Consider the following 16,008-nt stretch of genomic DNA (forward strand, 5'->3'; position numbering starts at 1 on the left):
CGCTGTGGCTTTCGTTCAGTTCACCGTCACCCAGCGCAGAAGCAAGAAGTCGTCCGGACGCTGCGTCAGTGACACGTTGCTCCGGGTTCCCCAGACAAGAGGCTGAACGTAAAGCGGAACATATGCCATCTCGTCGAAAAGGATCTGTGCAGTTTCGTCAAGCATGGCCTGACGGGCTGTGTCGTCAATCTCCGACTGGATTTGCGGCAATAACTCGTCGACCCGCGCGTTCGAGAAATCCCCGAAATTCCAGCTGCCCAACTTCTTCTCTTCATTGGGAGTCGCAGCAAGGAAACGGATCGGATGTTCGGCATCAAACGTGCCGGGCGACCAGCCCAGCAGATACATATCGTAGTTATCCTCGCGCAGTTCGGGCCAGTAATTCTGTACGGGCATCGCGTCCAAGGTCGCGCGCATGCCAACCTGCGCCAGCATCCCTGTGATCGCCTGACATACAGCTTCATCGTTCAAATATCGGTCGTTCGGGCACTTCAAACCAAAGGAAAAACCGTCGGCATAGCCCGCCTCGGCCAACAGTGAGCGGGCCGCATCCGGGTCGTAAGCCGTTTCGCCAAGTCCTGCGGTGTAGCCGCGCATCGCTGGACTGACCAGCTGATTGGCCGGCTCTGCATTGCCGCGCATGATAGTTTGCAGGATCGCCGGTACGTTAACTGCATGTGCCACAGCGCGGCGCACGCGCACGTCCGCGAAAGGGTTGGCATCCGTCGTCTCTGAAGAATACTTCAGCGCATCGGCTTGATGCGGAAATCCCAACATGATGACCCGCGCTTCAATCCCCTGAATGACCTGAACATCCGGATCACTCTGCAGTCGGGCGACATCCTGAACGGGGACAGGATTGATAAAGTCCACATCTCCGGACAGTAGGGCGGCCAGTGCGGTCGCCGGATTCTGGATCGGTGTCAATTCGGCCCGCGTGATGTTGTGTTCAGCATCACCCCACCAGCCAGCATAAGGTTCCAGCACAGTGCTCAACCCCGGTTCGCGTGCGGTGATCTGGAACGCGCCTGTGCCATTGGCATTCAGGGTCGCAAAGTTCCCGCTTTCCTTGTCAGGGCGCGTGGCACTGTTCGCCTCGGCCCAGTCGCTGTCCATGATCATCCAGTTGGCAATGCTGTCGGGAAAAATCGGATTGGGCGCGGTCGTCATGAAATCGACCGTGAAGTCATCGACGACAACCACATCAGAAACAGGGGCGAACCAGCTGCGTGTATCGGCCTCTTCACTGGATGCACGCTGATAGGAAAACAAAACATCCTCGGCATCAAATGCGCTGCCGTCCTGAAAGGTGACGCCTTCGCGCAAATTGAACCGCCAGCCCTCGCCATCGCCAATCGGCTCCCAGCTCGTGGCAAGCGCGGGCTCGACGCTCATGTCCTTACCGCGACGCACAAGGCCCTCGTAGACATTGTTGAGAAAACCCAGAACAGGGGCCGAGTTCACGGCATGCGGGTCCATCGTCTGCGGGTCAGTCGTGACAGCCCAGCGGAACTCTTCCGCCTGAACTGCCGGAGCAAAGACCATCGCCAAAGCGGCCAGTAGAAGGGAACGTGTCATGTTATGTCCTCATATTTGCATGCAGGTGGCAGATCGTCCGGAAAAACGCGCAGTCTTCGGATTGACGCATTCGGAAAAAACGTCGCGGCGCGCTGCAGGACAACGCGCCGCGAACAGATCAGTTCATCGTGAAATACTTGACCTTGGGCTGGTCTTCGGGATCAACCTCGATACCGACTCTTTCGGACATGCCCCAGTTCAGTACCTGATGGTGAATCGGGATGTACAGCACTTCGTCCTGTACCACCCGCCAGATGTCGGCGATGTCAGCATTCCGCGCTTCCAGATCGGTGTTGGAAGCCAAAGATTTGATCTTCGCATCCAGCTCGTCATTGTCAAAGCCCGTGCCATTCCACGTCCCGATATCGGCTTCCCGCCCATGGACAAGGAAGTTGAAGATATATTCAGAATCGTAGGTCGGAACGCCCCAGCCCAGCATGTAGAAATCGGTCTGGCCATCGGTAATCAGCGGAAAGTGCTGGGCCTTTGGCTTGGCGTCCAGATTGACCGTGACACCGATCTGGCCAAGCATACCCACGGCAGCCTGACAGATACCCTCGTCATTCACATAGCGGTCATTGGGGCAGTCCAGACGAATGGAAAAACCATCCGCATAGCCCGCTTCGGCCATCAGCGCCTTCGCGGCCTCAACGTCGGTGCTGGATTCAGCATCCATTTCCGCAGTCCAGCCATTGACGAAAGGCGGCGCGACCATGCCTGCGGGCTCTGACTGGCCGCGCATCACAACCTGCTGGATCGCATCACGATTGATCGCCATGGACATCGCCTTGCGCACGCGCACGTCCGCAAGAGGATTCTTGCCATCGACATTGTCCGCTTCGATATCGTCAGCACCTTGGTTCATGCCGAAAAAGATCACACGGTTCTGCGGTGCCTGTTTGACGACAAGCCCGTCAGTGGCATTGACCCGTTCAAGATCCTGTACGGGCATATCCTGCAAAAAGTCGATTTCGCCCGACAGCATCGCTGCGACGCGGGTCGCCTCGTTCTGGATCGGGGTATAAACAATCTCGGTGACTTCCATCGGGAACTGGTCGATGCCCCAGTAGTTGTCGTTCCGGACCATCACCGTTTTAACGTCTGGCTCCCGACTTTGTAGGACATAAGGGCCGGTACCGTTTGCGTTGGTTGTGGCAAACGTGATTTCACCACCCTCGAAGTCCTGAACGTTGACGGTATTGTTCGCCTCGGTCCAACCCTTATCCATGATGAAAAGGTTCGTCAGGTTTGACGGCAGAATCGGGTTTGGCCCGTCGGTCACGATCTCGACGGTGTAATCATCCACGGCCCGTACTTCAGTGATCGAACCGATCAGCTCTTTCATGTCGGAATTTGGCTGCTTGGCACGTTCAAAGCTGAAGACCACGTCTTCTGCGGTGAAATCAGCGCCGTCATGGAATGTGACGCCTTCACGCAGGTTGAACACCCAGACATTGGGATCATCGGCTGAAGGTGCCCAATCGGTCGCAAGCGCCGGTTCAAATGCACCTGTGACATCACGGATAATCAGCGGTTCGTACATTTGATGGCGAACAGTATGCGTCGGGCCCTCGTTCTGCGCATGCGGATCAAGCGTCAGCGCATCACCGGAGCGTGCCCAGCGGAGCGTTTCCGCCGCCAGCGGCGCGGTCGTCAGCATCAGCGCGCCAACCATCGAGATTGCGATTTTCACGTTCATTGGATTTCCCCCAGTTGTTCTTTTTGTGGTTCATTCAGTCATCTACGCAGTCTTTGCGACCGCAAGACGAATAACAAGACCCAACTTGGCCTAAATCTCATTCGCAGGCAAAATGCCGTTTGATGGGACCAAGTATCCTGGCAGAACTACACGTGGTTCTGACCTATGCACTGCGATCTCAAGCCTATCAGACTTCCAGCTTGGTTTCATGCGGGAAAACACCGTTGGCTATGTAAACCATTTCTTCGGGCGTTGAACTGCGCCCCAGAATGTCATTGCGATGGCTATGTCGCCCGAATTGGGCGATCACAGCCCTGTGTTTTCTTGGTTGGGCAGCCGCGAATGCGTACACCTCTTTCAGGTTTTCAGGGGCGTCTTCGTGAATTTGATCCGCAATCGCGATGACGCGGTCAAGGTTCGCCAGATGATCCGGGCATTCACAGTGTTCCATGGGCAATTTGAAAACCGACTTGAACCACACATTGTCAAGCGCGTCGAAGTGGCCGTTCTCAAGACCCTCAAGGCAAAGGGCCAGCGCCTTCTGGTCTTGCGCATAGGCCTTTGCCGTTCCGGCCCACACAGTTCGTGAAAACTGGTCGAGTAAAATAATCAGAGCGAGCCGGCCAATCGGATCCTTCGCCCAATCGTCGAACGCGCCTTGCGCCGCACGTGCGGTGGCATCCACGTATTTCGCGTTTATCTCGTCGTTTGCCCCGCCCCTCATTCGCCATGCCCACAAATCCAGGTGGGCCTTTGGTTCCGGGCGTGGTCCATCCGGAAACCAGAAGTCGATGATCTCTTGGGCCGTGACATCAGATTGATCTGGCATTGCAGCCTCCCAAAACCATAAGGTCCCCCTGACGTTGAAGGCAAACCCCTCCCATTGCCAATGAAATTTCAAGACAGCATGCCTTCAACGCGAAGCTATTCAGCACACCCGCCGAAATCCAAAACGCTGAACTGGAGGTGTTATTTGACGCTTCAAAGTTGCAAATGGCACAGGCGCAGAATGCTTGAGATCGCCTGAACACAGTCTCTTTGATTTATCTCAATGCGCCTGTTGCCCATGACCCTTAGCCATAAGCAAGCAGAAGCACAGAGGTCTTTGGCAATGAGTGAATGGATCACGATTTCCGGGAAATTTCTGTTCCTGATTGTCGCCGTCATCGCAGGTGCGTGGCTTTGGGCCAACGCCCGATATCGAAACGGCATGGCCGACGCGGAAACAGCATGGGCTGACATTGCCAGCCGTCAAACCGAAACTGCGGATCGCTACACACCGGAAATGGTTCGTGACCTGCCAGAGGTTGCCCAGCGTTACCTGAACCATGCCATTGCGCCAGGCACTCCGCTGCTGCGCAAAGCAGAGTTGGAGATGGCGGGCGAATTCCTTCTGGGAGAGCCCGGCGCGCAGAAAACCTTTGCTATGCTGGCGCGGCAAGTCCTCGCGCCGCCGCATGAGTTCGTCTGGATTGCGCGGATGTCATCAGGCCCCGTCCGGATCAGCGGCAGTGACGGGCTGCATCATCGTCATGGCTGGACCCGTTTCTGGATGTTGCACAGCCTGCCGCTGGTCCAACTTGCAGCAACAGCTGATCTTGATCGTGCGGCCGCGGCCCGCCCCGCGATCGAGGCTATTTGGGCTCCCGCCACGATGTTGCCCGCCAATGGCGCGTCGTGGGTGCAGACCGGCCCAGATACCGCGGATGTCACGTTTGGCACGGAGGCAGAGGCGATAACGATCACCCTTCGGATCAATGCAGATGGTGCTCTGAAAGAAATCTGGACCATGCGATGGAGCGACTCGAACGTCGAAAAGACGTACAAAATCCAGCCCTTTGGCGCGACGATCCAGGCCGAAGACAACTACAATGGTTTCACGATTCCAAGTCGCGTCACCGTGGGAAATCACTTTGGCACCGACCACTTCCTTCCGTTCTTCATCGCACGCCTGACACACGTACGCCACTTCTGAAAAGGGAAAACGATGAACACTGTGATCATTGGTTTGGGTTTCACGCAGGTGTTGCTACCGATTGCACTTATCGCCGCAAACACCTTGATACCAAGTGCGTCACGTTTTGGTCTGGGGTTGCGAAGTGGGGCACTCTTTCTGCTTCTGATTTATGCTGCGTTGGCAGGTCTATGGCTGTTTCCACCATGGTGGACGCCCTATCTTTTCATGGGTTTGCTCATGATTGGTGCGATCTTCCGATATGGCCGGATTAGGCATGCGACACACCGTTGGATCAGACGAACAGAACAGACCGCAGCCGCCCTTGCCCTTGTCGGTGCTGCGCTCGTCCTCGTTCCAGCCTTGCAAGGTCGCAGTGCTCCGGACGATACTGTCGATCTGGCGATGCCGGTCGGACCGGGGCGCTATCTCGTTCTCAACGGCGGGACAACAGACCCAATCAACGCACATCTTTTCACACTGACCGCCGAAACCGCGCGCGCCTACCGCGGACAAAGCTATGCGATCGACATTATCGGCATTGATCGATTTGGCCTGCGCGCCGACGGGATTTCGCCAGTCGATCCGACAGCATACCAAATCTACGGCACGCCCGTGCGGGCACCCTGTACAGGCACCATCGTGCAGCGGATTGACGGCGTTGCAGATATGCCAGTCCCAGTGATGGACAGAGAGAACATGACCGGTAATTCGGTGATGATCGATTGCGATGGGTACGTCGTGCTTCTGGCGCATCTGGCCGCCAACAGCATCGCGGTGGAACTAGGCCAGTCCGTGCAGACCGGCACGCTTATCGGACAGGTCGGGAATAGCGGCAACACGGGCGAACCGCATCTGCACATCCACGTTCAAAGTGCGCTGCCAGATGACGATCCGATCTCGGCAAACCCGCTTTGGTTCACTCTCGACGGCCAGTTTTTCGTGCGCAATGACCGGTTCACGGTGGACGAGTAGACAATGGATAAGAGGCGAATTCGCGGATCCAGTGTCATTGACCGGTCTCGTATGGCCGCGCCTTAACGCTCGGTACTTTGCGCCATGTAAACCTCTTCGCCCAATTCAGCACGGCAAAGCCGCGGGATGAACCCGCTTTCCGAAAAATCCCTCGGGCAATAGCTCGTGGCGGAAGGCGTGTCGGGCAAAAGGCCTCCGGCCTGATAGGTCGCGGCAATCAACTCACTACAAAAGAAACTGCCCTCGTCGCGCGCCGTCAAGTAACGCTCGCGAAAGTAATACCACATCAGATGGCTGGTTTCCGGATAAGTGGAGTCACGAATTTCCGGATCATTGATAAAGGCCGCCATGGCCGTGCGCATCTCTTGCGTGCGTTCTACGTGCAGGTAACGGGCGGACAGCAGGTAATAGCCCCACTTTTCAAAGTAATCCTCCAACCGCTTCTCAAGATCGACAAGCATCGGCCCGGTATCGGGAAACCGGTGTCCCGGTTTGATGTCGAACCCGCCAATGGTGGTGGATTCCCAAAGATAAAGCCCGGAATGGATCGTTTCGGGATCAATATCCCGCGGCTCAACCACCATGGCAACATGCGACCAGACACCGCCCGTCACCATTTCGATCACGCGCGATTGCCAGCCACGACCACGAAAAAAGATAAGATCACCGGTTTGCAGCGTGGGGATGATTTTACGCCAGGGGGCAAGAGGTCTGCGAAACATCTGGAAAAGCCTTTATGAATTCTGAGAGGGACCGTCACTGAACGCGGGGAAGGATGATCTTGAAAACAGTGCCCTGCCCCGGCAAAGAGCTGATCGCGGTTTGGATGCCGTTCTCGTCACAAAGTTGCCGCACGATACTAAGTCCCAGCCCATGCCCTTCATAATCACCACCGCGCACGTGACGGCGTTGGTACTGAGCAAGTTCATCGTCCGATAACCCCCGTCCGGTGTCATAGATATTCAGGCTCCAGTGCATCCCGCTTGGACGACACCCCACCAATACCCCGCCGACATCAGTGTTCCTTATCGCGTTCGAAACAAGGTTCGAAGCAACGCGCATAAGAACAAACGCATTTGTTCTTGTGCGCGCGGTTGATGGAACGACGCGAAACCTTAATCCCTTTGCGGCAGCTTCGGCCGCGAACATGGCATCAAGGTTGTTGAGGATCAGCGAAATGTCGAATTCCTCGATGTCACCGTCTGAGCCTCGCGCGACATGGCCTTCGTCACCATTCGCCTCGGCAATTTGCCTGCGCACGATGTCATCAAGATAGTCGATGGCAGTGCCAAGATCCCGGCGACCCGTCCCGTCGCTGTCATTGCCTGCAAGGGCAAGCCGCATGGACGACAACGGTTGTTGAATATCATGTGCTGCGGCCGCCATTCGCCTGGAGATATCAAGCTTCTCTTCGGCCAACCGCAACTCGGATACGAGAGAGCGTTCCCGCTGCTTCTTGATCTCGTTGATTTGGGCGAACATCGCTCCGGACAGCGCGACAGATTCAAACGCGAGGCCGTAGATAAAAACCGTCGCCGCGTCTTGATAGGTGTAATACCCGGTCAGGAAATCGCTCAGATTCAGCGGCACCAACATAAAGGCAAGCACCACGCAACCTGCCGCAAAAAACCAACGGCCTGTGACTCGCCGAACCACGCCAATCACCGCGTTAACGATGACAATCGCAACGCAAACGAACCCCCATCGGACCGATGCGGCAAACGGTATTCCAAAAATATCAACGGAAGAGGTCACGATCAGCATCGTCAACGCAGCAATCAGCACGATCCGTTTGTGCCATTTTCCGATTTGCAGATGCCCTGACAGAAACGCCCGCTGGAACATCAGGTAGAAAACAATCGCCAATGTCGCCCACCAAAACCGCATACCCGGGTAAACGACCTCTGTCAGAAATGGCACGAAAGGGAACAGATTAAGCACATAGCAGTAATGCATTGCGGCACTTAAAATGTAGGCCACGTAATAAACTGAAATCCACCGGTGCAGCACCCCGATCAAGCTGGTCGTGATCAAGGTGACACCGAAAATCAGTCCAAGGATGATGTAGTTTTGCAGTTCCTTCAAAAAGCGCCGGTCACGATAGTCTTCTGGCACTTCGATACTCATTGGGGCGGATGATGATACGTTGGCATAAGAAACGAATAGCGTAGCGACCGACTGGGCGGGCATGGTGAAGGTCGCGTAATGAAACCGGTCAGGGTCCGTCCATGGCGCGTCATCGGGAAAGACAAGGATTGGCGCAGTCGGCGGGGGCTGTCCTTCCAACACAAGATTGACCTCGCGCTTGCCCCAGGGGATCTGATTGAATGCCAATACCCAATCCTGCCGCTGGTCTGTGTCATTCCTCAATTCGGTGCGCACATGGATGACTGCGCTATTCCATCCAAACCCGATTTGTGGCGTCGTGATGGGCTCAAAGACCGTTTCCGGCAACGCAAGCAGTTCAGGCAGGGTCAGTCGGGCGTCCCAATCTGCTTCCGTCACATCGTGTTCAATAATTACACTGCTATAAGGCGCGAGGCGAAACAGCGCCTCAATCGGATCAAGACTGATCTCCCGACGCTCTTGCGCGTTGGAAACACTGGACACCCCAAGCGATAAGAAACAGATGCAGCAAATCAGGACAACGTGCCGAACGATTGTCATCGCTGCGCTTGATTTTGCCTTGCGAAATTTCATCTGGCGGCGTGCCTTGCTTCTATCGAAATGCCCGTAACTGCGAACCCACGGGGGCGAAATTGCACGGCGATATCAAATAAACGCACGAAAATGCAGCTGAGCCAAGAAATTACTCACGTCTCAACACGGTACTGTTTCTCCGCCCAATCCAAAGCAGGCGAAGAAACCGCAATTGGGAAAGTGCTCGACAGACGTTCAGTTGTTATCTCTGTCCGCCCGGAACTGACCCGTCGTGATGTCGATACCGCCGCCGCCAGTGACAAAGGATGCATCCCCGGTCGTGCGACCGGTTACGGTCGATCCGTTGTTGCCAAAGCCAGAGCGGTTGCGCATCTCGCCAGTGACATCCGCATCAATCTCGACGGATCGCGCGCTGTCACCACCAAAGAAACCTGTCAGCGTGCCGTCAAAGGTCGTTCCTTCGAACTCCTTATCAAGTCCGCCGATCTGGCCCGAAATAGCAAGGCTTCCGTCCAACGCTTCCAGACCCTCATTGCCATTGACGGTATTAAAGTTCGTGATCGTCCCAGAGACGGGATACTTCCCGCCACCCACATCAATCACCATCCGCACATCGCCAAACATTGCGTTGATGTCCGGCTCACCATTCACGGTAAGGCCAGTGGCCCAATGGCCCTGATAAGTCGCCGCACCGTTCCGAACACCGGCAATTGGGCCAGTTTCGTCAAGACGAAAGCCGCCGTTGATAAAGTTGCGCTGTTCCTGGACCTCTGCGGCACTTGAAAATGTGGTTGGGTTGGGCTCTGGGCCGTCTTTGTCACCTGGCTTGTCACCCGGTGGTTTTTCAATTGAAGTGCCGCCACAGGCCACCAGAAGGGTGACACCAAGCGCGCCAAAGATATGATTTGAATATTTAAACATCGTTCCCTCATTCACTTTTTAGAGTGGGCTGAGGGTGTGCGAAGCGGGGATGTCAGACCATAGGGGTAACTCCCCATATTGTCGGGCAGCCGGTCCTATAGCTGGCTCTGGACGTCGAACAGCCCTTCGCGGACAGCATAGGCCAGTAATTCTGCCATAGATTGGACACCCAATTTGGACATGATACTGGAGCGATGATTTTCGACGGTCTTCGGGCTTATGCCCAGACGTTTGGCAATTGCTTTGGTCGTCAATCCGCTGGCAATCTTGCTGATGATCTGCCGCTCGCGCTTTGTCAGCGCAGCAGTTTCCGTGCCTTTCGCAATGATCTCTGCCGCGTCTGACGAAACGATCTTGCCGCCTTCAAGAAGGATTGGGATCGCCTGTTCGAATTCACTGATCGCGCCGCGTTTTGTGAAAATGCCATCGGCACCCGCGTCCTGCAACTCCCTGAGCAGCGCGCTCGAGGTGATGCCGGAAAACACCGCCACACGGGTGTCAGGCGACCAGCGCTTCACTTCGACCAGAACAGAAATGCCCTGCGCGAACGGCATCGCAATATCCAGGGTCAACAGGTCCGGCTGGTGGCGTTTGGTCAGGGCAACCGCGCTTAAACCGTCGCTGGCGTGGGCAACAACACGGATGTTGCCCTGCTCTTCCAGAATATTGGCAATGCCGTGACGCAAAAGCTCGTGGTCGTCAGCAACAATAGCGGAATAGTTTGCCTGCGCTTTCATCAGGCGACATTGGACTAATAATTATGCCTCGGGAAGTGCGGAAATTAATCCAAAAGAACCGCAGGGCAGCAGCATTCTGCGCGCCAACCTGCAGATTGGATTAACTGTGGCGAAGACAAAATCTATCGCAGTCAACCGGCACATAGCTTTGGTATGTTGCACGCCAGATAATCTAGGATGGTAGGAATATTGCCTTCGTGTTGACGAATTCCTTCATACCAAACCCGCCATGTTCACGCCCGTATCCGGAATCCTTCACACCGCCAAATGGCATGTTCGGGTCAGCCGCTCCGAAGGAATTGATGCGGACCATGCCGGTGTCGAAATGATCGCGCGCCAGCCGCAGGGCGTGGTCTTCATCTTTGCAAAAGATACCCCCTCCCAAACCATAGCGGCTTTCATTTGCAATGCGCATCGCCTCTTCGTCGTCCTTGGCGCGGATGATTGATGCGACGGGACCAAAAATCTCGTCGTCATATGCAGGCATGCCAGGCGCAAGTTCTGCCAAAACCGTCGCAGGATAATAGGCACCCGGACCGTCAGGCGCGGTGCCACCACAAAGGACCTTCGCACCTTTCTTGACGCTCTCATCCACTTGATCTTTAACTGTATCAAACTGGTCATGGCTGGACAGCGGACCAAGCTGGGTGTCTTCCTTCGTCGGATCGCCCATGATGACATCTTTCATCTGCGCAACAAAGGCATCGACAAAGGCATCATGGACCTTATCCGTGACAATGAACCGCTTGGCGGACACGCATGTTTCGCCGTTGTTATAAAGCCGCCCCATCACTGAATACTTCACAGCCGTTTCGATGTCGGCATCTTCAAGAACAAGATACGCATCGTTCGATCCCAACTCCAATACGGTCTTTTTCAGCGCCTTCGCGGCCGCTGCACCAACGTGCTTTCCGGCCCCGTCGCTGCCGGTCAGGGTCACGCCACGAACCTTTGGATGCTCGATCAGTTTATCGCTTGTATCATGATCGATAAGGACAACCTGAAACAGGTCCTCCGGCAGGCCCGCTTCGATGCACAGTTCGCGCAGGCGTAGGCCCGAGCCCGTACAAATGCTCGCGTGCTTGAGAACGCACCCGTTGCCAGTCATCAGATTTGCAGCCAGCACACGGACCGGCTGGTAAAGTGGAAAGTTCCACGGCTGGATCGAATAGATCACACCAAGCGGCTGATAGCTGATCAAGCCACGCTTCCCATCCTTCCCGTGCGTCCGTTCCTCATCAGCCAGTTCGTCAGGACCATGCTTGGCAGTGTACTCAAAGATCGCGGCGCAAAGCTCGACCTCCGTCTGGCCGTCTTTCAACAGCTTACCGGTTTCACGGGTCATGAGTTCCGCCAACTCATCAGCGTTTTCGCGCAGTTTCTCTGCGATCTTCGTCAGATAGGGCGCGCGTTCTTGATGCGACAGCTTGCGCCACTCCAGAAACGCCGCGTGACAGGCCTCAAGCCGGTCAGTCGCTTCCTTCTCGGTCATCAAGTCATAGGTTTGAATGTCTTCGCCAGTCGCGGGGTTGATGGTTGTGATCTTGGACATGGGAACTCCTCTTGGGCTTGGGTGAACAACTATTCTGCTGCCCTTTAGTTCCTGCCGGTCAAACCAACGGCTGCGATGACATACCCCCGCCATGGCCTGAAAGCTTTTTGCGGATCAAAGGTGCCGGCATTGACCTTCAAATCGTTTCACTCCTAACCTTCACCGGTCTGAATGAGCAGCACGAAACTGGAAAGACCTATGAGCCGAAACAAACAGGGCGCACTCATCGGTTGCGGGTTCTTCGCCGACAACCACATGCATGCCTGGAAAACGCTTGAAGGTGCCGAGATTGGTGCGGTCTGTGATCTTGACCGCGCAAAAGCCACGGCCATGGCGACCAAATTCGGAATCGCACGGATCTATGACGACCCGGCAAAAATGTTCGATCACGAAAATCTCGACTTCGTCGATGTCGCAACCACCGTTGAATCGCACCTTCCCTTGGTAAGGCTGGCGTCCACGCACGCAAAGACCGTCATCTGTCAAAAGCCATTTGCCGAAAATATGAAAGATGCGCATGCGATGGTCGCCGCAGCAAAGAACGCCGGTTCAAACCTATTGATCCACGAAAACTTTCGCTGGCAGAAACCGTTCTTAACCATGAAAAAGCTGGTCGACGACGGTACTATCGGTACCCCGCATTTCGCGCATTTCAGTTTCCGGCATGGCTATGACAACTACGTCAACCAACCGTATCTGGCCAAGATCGATCGCTTTGCCATCATGGATGTCGGGCTCCACCTGTTCGATCTGGCGCGCCTTTTCATGGGCGAAGTGGCTCACCTGTCGTGCACCAAGCAAAGCCTCAATCCCATCGTGCAGGGCGAAGATGCGTTCACAGCCCTTTTGAACATGGAAAACGGCGGAACCTGCATTTGCGATTGTTCTTTCTACAGCAAATTCAGCCCTGAACCCTTTCCAAATACCGCCGCAGTGATCGAGGGCGACAAAGGCACGGTTCATCTGGATCGATGGAATCGATTGACTGTTCACACAGCCTCGGGTGCCGAGACCAGCAACGTCGATCCAGCGGTACCGTTGTGGGGTGCGAAACCATGGCATTGCGTTCAGGACAGCGTGACGAACTTTCAGGCACACGCCATTGATGTGATGCATGGTCGTACAAATCCGCGCCCGTCAGGCGAGGATAACCTCAGGACCATGGCGTTGGCCTTGGCGGCATATGACGCAGCAGAGCAGGCCAGTTCCATGAATATGGCGCAATGGTCAGAAGACTGAACGGGGGCCGCATTCCCCTGTCATCGCAGCGAAACATACCGGCCCGATGCCTGTGCGATGGTGCGCCTTTGCATCAGGCAACGATGTTATGTGTCTAAGGGTGACAACCCCACATCGTCACGTTGCGCTTTTTAACCCTGCGCACACCACACGTATGAAACCACCGTGTCGGCTTGCTTCATTCGTTGATATCACGATCCCAATGCTTCACCTGGCCTTTGGGCAGGGCAAAGAAATAGCGCATCCCGATATAGGCGATCAGGGACAAGACTGCGAAAATCAGCAGTGTAATCGGCAGTGAAAACGACAGCCCCAGCAACATCAGCGTGCCAAGCACCAGTGCGCCGATAGCAAAGCCAAGCGAAATGAAACCGGGAACAAGGACCTCCAGCGTGGCAAGCGCCAGCGCGGCGGACATCCAGAACCACCATTCAGTCCAAAGCGACATCACGATTTTCCTTTCAGCATATTGAAGGCATTGCCAAAGGCTTCAAGCGCGTTTGCTGGCAACACGATCGTCTGCTTGCCTTCGCCAGCGCCAAGCGCATTCAAGGCTTCGACCTGTTTCAAGGCAACCTGATACTGTGCAGCTTCCAGACCGTTTTCGGCAATCGCAACAGCGACGACCTGCGTGGCGTAGGCTTCGGCGTCCGCAGACACGCGGCGGGCCTTGGCTTCCTGTTCGGCAGAATAAAGATCTGCGTCGGCCTGAAGCTCGACTGCACGTTTCTTGCCCTCGGCCTCGGTCACCAGCGCGCGACGGGCGCGTTCGGCGTTCAACTGCTGCAACATCGCAGAACGGGTCGCGGCATCCAGATTGACGTCCAGAATTTCGGCACGGGTGACTTCGATCCCCCAGTCATCGACCTGTTGGGCCACCTGTTCGCGCACGGCAGCAATCAAACTCGAGCGATTGGCCTGTACCTGATCAAGTTCCATACGACCGATTTCAGAACGAACGATACCTGCCACGGTCGTCGAAATAGCTCCATCGACGTCGCGAATCCGGTACACCGTCTTTTCCGGCTCGATGATGCGGTAAAAGACCGAAGTTTCGACCTGCACCAGCACGTTGTCCGATGTGATCGCATCTTGGGTCATGTTCGGCAACTGACGCTCAAGGATGGACACCTTGTGGCGTACCTTGTCCAGAAACGGGACGATAAAGTTGATTCCCGGCCCAAGCACCGACTTCAACCGGCCAAGCCGTTCCACCACGTATTTTTCCGACTGCGGCACGATGCGGACACCGGCCATGATACAGATAATGATAAAGGCCGCGAGCAACAGATAAACGATGTTCGGGCCGACAAACTCAGCAAAAATAGTCTGTAAATCCATGGGGTGTAATCTCCTGTCCCTTACACCCCATGTAGGTAAAGCTTATGCCTCCTGCAACGCTGGCTTGTGGATCAGGGGGTGGCTGTTGCTTTGAAAACGCGCTGTCATGGTATGGGCAATCGCGTCTGCTGTGGCTGGGCTCAGGGTCCAGCCAAGGTGGCCGTGACCCGTGTTATAGAACACCCGATCCGACTTACCCTGCCCGACACGGGGCATCATGTTTGGCATCATCGGACGCAAACCGGCCCAAGGCACGCAATTTTCTGTCGAAACCTCTGGAAAATGCGTTTCCACCCACTTGATCAGGGGGCGTACACGGCGATCCAGAATATCGCGGTTTTCACCGTTGAATTCGGCCGTGCCCGCTACGCGGAACCGGGACTTGCCAAGGCGCGAACAAACGATCTTGGCCTTGTCGTCCAGCAGCGAAACAGTCGGGGCGGCCGCCTGGCTTTCGGCGTCATCAAGATTGACGGTGATCGAATAGCCCTTCACGGGGTAAATGTTGACGCTGTCCCCCAAAAGCTGGGCGAATTTGCGGCTCGCGACACCGGCAGAAACAACTACCCCGTCATAACGTTCTTCATGGTTACATTCGATGTAAACGCCGTCCTTGCGCACATGCAGGTCGGTGACCGGCGCACCAAGCTTGAAAGTCACGCCTTGCGTTATCAGCCACTTGGCCAGACCCATCGTGAATTTATGGATGTCGCCAGTGCTGTCGCTCTCGGTCCAGAACCCGCCAATGACGTCACCGCGCAGTGTGGGCTCTTTCGCCAGCACTTCGTCAGCAGTCAACTCATGGCGTTCCAGTCCGCCCTGTTCCAGCAAACCGTTCACCATCCGCGCATGCTTTAGATCTTTTTCAGCCATGTAAAAATGCAGGATACCGGCAGGGCTGAAATCGAAATCGACGCCGGACCGGTCTGCCATTTCGGCCAGACCTGCGCGCGCGGCCACGGCCATACCTGCGGTTTTGATCGTATTCGTCTTGTAACGGGGGATGTTGGCAAGAAACTGCGCCATCCAGCTGACCTTGTGCCAGCCGGGGCGCGGATTGACGGACAATGGCGCATCGCCCTGCATCATCCACTTGATACCCTTGATGACAGTCGACCACTGGTTCCAGACTTCGGCGTTCGATGCAGACAACTGCCCGCCATTGGCAAAACTGGTTTCCATTCCGGCATAACGCTGGCGGTCATAAACCGTCACGTCAAAACCGCGCTGCTGTAGGGAATAAGCCGTCGTAACGCCGGTAATTCCGGCACCGAGGATCGCGATATGAGGCATGGTACGTCTCCTGTAACCACTGCCCCCACCGTCTTTGAACCTGAGAGATTCACCCGGT

The 16,008-nt window shown here is 55.6% G+C and carries 14 protein-coding genes; 3 read left to right on the forward strand and 11 right to left on the reverse strand.

Translation table 11 applies throughout. From position 1 onward, the window contains the following. Positions 1–15: 15 nt before the first annotated feature. The 3 genes from BMY44_RS13355 to BMY44_RS13365 all read right to left on the reverse strand — a co-directional run bounded on the left by BMY44_RS13355 (position 16) and on the right by BMY44_RS13365 (position 4,106). Positions 16–1,578: an ABC transporter substrate-binding protein gene (locus BMY44_RS13355; protein WP_089995758.1), complete on the reverse strand. Its 1,563-nt coding sequence runs from the start codon at positions 1,576–1,578 to the stop codon at positions 16–18. Between the two features lie 118 nt (positions 1,579–1,696). Beyond that, positions 1,697–3,277, reverse strand: coding sequence for an ABC transporter substrate-binding protein (locus tag BMY44_RS13360; RefSeq protein WP_089995761.1), 1,581 nt, complete (start codon positions 3,275–3,277; stop codon positions 1,697–1,699). 187 nt (positions 3,278–3,464) lie between these two features. Then, positions 3,465–4,106, reverse strand: coding sequence for a DUF924 family protein (locus BMY44_RS13365; protein ID WP_089995764.1), 642 nt, complete (start codon positions 4,104–4,106; stop codon positions 3,465–3,467). Between the two features lie 282 nt (positions 4,107–4,388). Here BMY44_RS13365 and BMY44_RS13370 point away from each other — a divergent pair, with 282 nt between their 5' ends. Further along, a complete protein-coding gene (locus BMY44_RS13370) occupies positions 4,389–5,252 on the forward strand; it encodes a DUF6544 family protein (protein ID WP_131801612.1) in 864 nt (287 codons plus the stop codon). 12 nt (positions 5,253–5,264) lie between these two features. Continuing rightward, the gene (locus BMY44_RS13375) at positions 5,265–6,206 is read left to right on the forward strand and encodes a M23 family metallopeptidase (RefSeq protein ID WP_089995769.1); all 942 of its coding nucleotides are present in this window, start codon (positions 5,265–5,267) and stop codon (positions 6,204–6,206) included. 62 nt (positions 6,207–6,268) lie between these two features. On the opposite strand, the gene BMY44_RS13380 is transcribed toward BMY44_RS13375, so the two are convergent. From BMY44_RS13380 to BMY44_RS13400, 5 genes are all read right to left on the reverse strand, one after another. Further along, a complete protein-coding gene (locus BMY44_RS13380; RefSeq protein ID WP_089995772.1) occupies positions 6,269–6,928 on the reverse strand; it encodes a hypothetical protein in 660 nt (219 codons plus the stop codon). 34 nt (positions 6,929–6,962) lie between these two features. Then, entirely contained in the window at positions 6,963–8,906 is a 1,944-nt protein-coding gene (locus BMY44_RS13385; protein ID WP_089995775.1) for a sensor histidine kinase, read from the reverse strand. 195 nt (positions 8,907–9,101) lie between these two features. Next, on the reverse strand, positions 9,102–9,788 hold the full coding sequence (locus tag BMY44_RS13390) for a hypothetical protein (protein ID WP_089995778.1): 687 nt from the start codon (positions 9,786–9,788) through the stop codon (positions 9,102–9,104). A 95-nt stretch (positions 9,789–9,883) separates the two neighbouring features. Next, a complete protein-coding gene (locus tag BMY44_RS13395) occupies positions 9,884–10,525 on the reverse strand; it encodes a response regulator (RefSeq protein ID WP_089995781.1) in 642 nt (213 codons plus the stop codon). Between the two features lie 172 nt (positions 10,526–10,697). Then, positions 10,698–12,077 (reverse strand): NAD-dependent succinate-semialdehyde dehydrogenase, encoded by a 1,380-nt coding sequence (locus BMY44_RS13400; RefSeq protein WP_089995783.1) that lies wholly within the window; start codon positions 12,075–12,077, stop codon positions 10,698–10,700. 198 nt (positions 12,078–12,275) lie between these two features. On the opposite strand from BMY44_RS13400, the gene BMY44_RS13405 reads away from it, so the two are divergent. Beyond that, complete coding sequence (locus tag BMY44_RS13405; protein WP_089995785.1) at positions 12,276–13,316, forward strand: Gfo/Idh/MocA family protein; 1,041 nt, start codon at positions 12,276–12,278, stop codon at positions 13,314–13,316. 178 nt (positions 13,317–13,494) lie between these two features. Here the strand turns inward: BMY44_RS13405 and BMY44_RS13410 are convergent, their stop codons facing one another. The 3 genes from BMY44_RS13410 to BMY44_RS13420 are packed head-to-tail and all read right to left on the reverse strand — an operon-like array spanning position 13,495 to position 15,950. Then, positions 13,495–13,764: an NfeD family protein gene (locus BMY44_RS13410; RefSeq protein WP_207510549.1), complete on the reverse strand. Its 270-nt coding sequence runs from the start codon at positions 13,762–13,764 to the stop codon at positions 13,495–13,497. Further along, entirely contained in the window at positions 13,764–14,657 is an 894-nt protein-coding gene (locus BMY44_RS13415) for an SPFH domain-containing protein (RefSeq protein ID WP_089995791.1), read from the reverse strand. Before BMY44_RS13415 ends, BMY44_RS13410 begins: the two co-directional genes overlap by 1 nt. 42 nt (positions 14,658–14,699) lie before the next feature. After that, positions 14,700–15,950, reverse strand: coding sequence for a D-amino acid dehydrogenase (locus tag BMY44_RS13420; protein WP_089995794.1), 1,251 nt, complete (start codon positions 15,948–15,950; stop codon positions 14,700–14,702). Positions 15,951–16,008 lie beyond the last annotated feature (58 nt).

It is taken from the genome of Cognatiyoonia koreensis (assembly GCF_900109295.1).
Taxonomy (GTDB): Bacteria; Pseudomonadota; Alphaproteobacteria; order Rhodobacterales; family Rhodobacteraceae; genus Cognatiyoonia; species Cognatiyoonia koreensis.